Genomic DNA, 3,074 nt, shown 5'->3' with positions numbered 1-3,074 from the left:
AGAGTACGAAGAAAGGTTTCGTGACGACCATGCAGCTGCTAGGCTAATGGCAGTCGGACACGCGAGATAGTCTCCAAAATCGCCGGGGCGTACCAACCACAGCGCCGCCCGACCACAGCACCGCCCGACCCACAGCACCACCCGACCACAGCACCGCCCGACCCACAGCACCACCCGACCACAGCGCCGCCCGACCCACAGCATCAGCCAAGCACGGGTCAGCGAATCATGGGCCGACCAACCACGGGGTCAGCCGCTGTTGAGGGTGGCGGGGTCGGGGCCGACGCGGATGCCCTTATCCAGCTCACCGATCGCCTTCATGTCGTCCGGGGACAACTCGAAGCCGAACACGTCGATGTTCTCGGCGATCCTGGACGGCGTCACCGACTTCGGAATGACCACGTTGCCGATCTGCAGATGCCACCGCAGAACGACCTGCGCCGGGGTGCGGCCGTGGTCACGCGCGATCCGGCCGAACGCCGGATCGTCCAGCAACCCTCGGCCCTGGCCGAGCGGCGCCCACGCCTCGGTGCGGATGCCGTGGTCCCGGTGGAAGGCGCGCAACCCGTCCTGCTGGAAGTACGGGTGAAGCTCAATCTGATTGACGGCCGGGACGACGTCCGCCTCATCGATGACCCGCCTCAGCGTCTCCACGGTGAAGTTGGACACGCCGATGGAACGGGCACGCCCGTCCTCCTTGAGCTTCTCCAGCGCCCGCCACGTCTCCAGGTAGGTGCCGCGGTCCGGCATCGGCCAGTGGATCAGGTAAAGGTCCAGCTGGTCGAGACCGAGGCGGGACAAGCTCGCGTCGCAGGCCCGAAGTGCGTTGTCGTATCCGTGCTCGCTGTTCCACAGCTTGGTGGTGATGAACAGCGCGTCGCGCGGCACACCCGAACCACGCAGGGCCCGCCCAACGCCCTCCTCGTTGCCGTAGGCACTGGCCGTGTCGATGCTGCGGTAACCGTTCTCCAGCGCCGTCTCCACCGCGCGTTCTGCCTCGTCGTCGGGGACCTGGAAGACCCCGAATCCGAGCTGCGGCATCGCGGCCCCGTCAATGAGATCAACGTTCGGTACGGTCACGGTCTCCGTCCCCCTCTGGTGCCCTTGGGCTATTCGGCTGCGCACTGGGAGACCCCCTGCCCAGCAGGGAACTCCTGACTCACCCGATCAACAGCGTCTTCCCGACACCGACACCGACACCGACCCGGACCCCGACCCCGACCCGGATCGGATCAGACCGACGCCGGACCGGACCGGCTGCACCAGCAGGCTTCCCAGCCCACCGACGGTCGGCTGATTCGGCGGTCGGGATCCACGGTGTTCATGATGCGGGGTGGGTTTCGGCGGTCTCGCGAGTGCGTTGATTGCGGGCGACTTCCTGGAAGGCGTCCTTGAAGGCGTCGAAGCGCTCTTCGCCCAGCGTCCGCCGGTGGCGTTGCTCGATGTCGGCGAGGATGGCTCGGGCCTTGGCGACCTCGTCGAGGCCACGCTCGGTGGGGACGATCCGCTTGGCGCGGCGGTCGGTGGGGTCGGGTTCGCGGCGGACGTAGCCGAGCTCGACGAGTTCGTCCACGATCGTGCCGACGATCTGCTTGTGCTGCCCGGACCGAGCCGACAGTTCGGTGGCGCGCACGCCGGCGGGGTCGAGGAACGCCAGGACGGTGCCGTGCCGTGGCCGGACGTGCGGGTGCCCCTGCTCGGCCAGGCGCTGGAACAGCTCCTCCTGCAGCGCCCGCATCAGCTGGCCGGCCAGCATGCCCAGGTCGGGTGTTCTGCGCTCCGCGTTCATGAATGCCTCCCGGAAAGCATAATCACTAGCCTTGATCATCAATGTCAGTGACTATACTTTCCTCCGCAAGACGCAATCCGCCGAGGCCGTCCACCTGGAGCCGGAGTCGGCCCGCGCCCGTGTGCCCCGGGACGATGCCCGGGGCACACGCTCGACTGACGGCCGGTGTGCGGCCGTCAGGTCACGTCCGTCGAGTGGGCCAGGTCCTTCTGGGACTCGACGTCCGCCAGCCGGTCGCTCAAGGCCGCGTGAACCTGTCCATAGGCGTCCGAGCCCAGCAGCAGGCGGCGCGGCGGGACGTCGAGAGCCGCGGCGTCGAGCATCGCGGCCGCGACCTTGGCCTGATCGCCGGGCATGTCGTCCACGGGCACCCTGTCGCCGCGCATGATGACCGGACTGGACGCGTACGCCGCGTGGACGGCGGCCCGCTGCACAGCTGAGTAGAACGAGGTACGGACCATGCCGGGCTCCACCAGGGTGGTCTTGATGCCGAACGGCTCCAGCTCGGGGGCCAGCGCCTCGAAGAAGCCCTCGATGCCCCATTTGGTGGTGTGGTAGAGCGAGAAGCCGGGGAAGGCCATGTGGCCGCCCATGCTGGACATCTGCAGGATCCGGCCTCCACCCTGGGCGCGAAGGTGCGGAACGACCGCCCGGACGAGCTGGATCGAGCCGGTCAGGTTGGTGGCGATCAGGTCGTCGATGTGGTCGTCGGTGAGTTCCTCGGCGGCCCCGACCACCCCGTACCCGGCGTTGGAGACGACGACGTCGATGCGGCCGAGGTCGGCGAACGCGGCGTCCACGACCTCGCGCAGACGGACGGTGTCGGTCACGTCCAGCGGACGCACCCACAGCCGGTCGCCGTACTCGGCCAGTCCGGCGAGGCGGCTCGGGTCGCGGAGGGTCGCGGCGACACGGTCGCCGCGGGCGAGTAGCTGTTCGGTCAACTCGCGGCCGAGACCGCGGGACGTTCCGGTGATGAACCACGTCTTCATGCCTCCATCACACGACTGCGAGGTCCGGGTGAACAACGACGAAGCCCCACATGACCGACAGGCTCAGCCTGTCAATCGAGTTCCCGGAACGGGACAAGCAGGTCGATTTCTCAGGCCCTACTTCGCCACAAGGCAGCGGTCTTCTGGCCGGTCGTCCGGGAGGACGGCTCATTCGAAAATGTGGACGGGAGCGGCATCGGGGCCCTTGTGTTGTTTCCGTGGGTGAGTGATCAGGTTCGTCCGGGGAGGGGTGGGCAGAGGCCGCCGCGGGTGAGGGCGGCCATGGCGATGAG

3 protein-coding genes are annotated in these 3,074 nt (G+C 68.0%); all 3 read right to left on the bottom strand.

Going from position 1 to position 3,074, the window contains the following annotated elements; all coding sequences use genetic code 11:
- Positions 1-249: 249 nt before the first annotated feature.
- Complete coding sequence (locus ACGFIS_RS37410; protein WP_392899552.1) at positions 250-1,041, bottom strand: aldo/keto reductase; 792 nt, start codon at positions 1,039-1,041, stop codon at positions 250-252.
- A gap of 280 nt (positions 1,042-1,321) precedes the next feature.
- A complete protein-coding gene (locus ACGFIS_RS37405; RefSeq protein WP_392897732.1) occupies positions 1,322-1,789 on the bottom strand; it encodes a MarR family winged helix-turn-helix transcriptional regulator in 468 nt (155 codons plus the stop codon).
- A 176-nt stretch (positions 1,790-1,965) separates the two neighbouring features.
- Complete coding sequence (locus ACGFIS_RS37400; protein ID WP_392974007.1) at positions 1,966-2,781, bottom strand: SDR family oxidoreductase; 816 nt, start codon at positions 2,779-2,781, stop codon at positions 1,966-1,968.
- Positions 2,782-3,074 lie beyond the last annotated feature (293 nt).

The sequence above is a fragment of the Spirillospora sp. NPDC048824 genome, assembly GCF_043198455.1.
In the GTDB taxonomy this organism is placed as follows: domain Bacteria; phylum Actinomycetota; class Actinomycetes; order Streptosporangiales; family Streptosporangiaceae; genus Spirillospora.
Note: the sequence above shows the minus strand (reverse complement) of the source record. Positions and strands in the feature narration are given on the sequence as shown.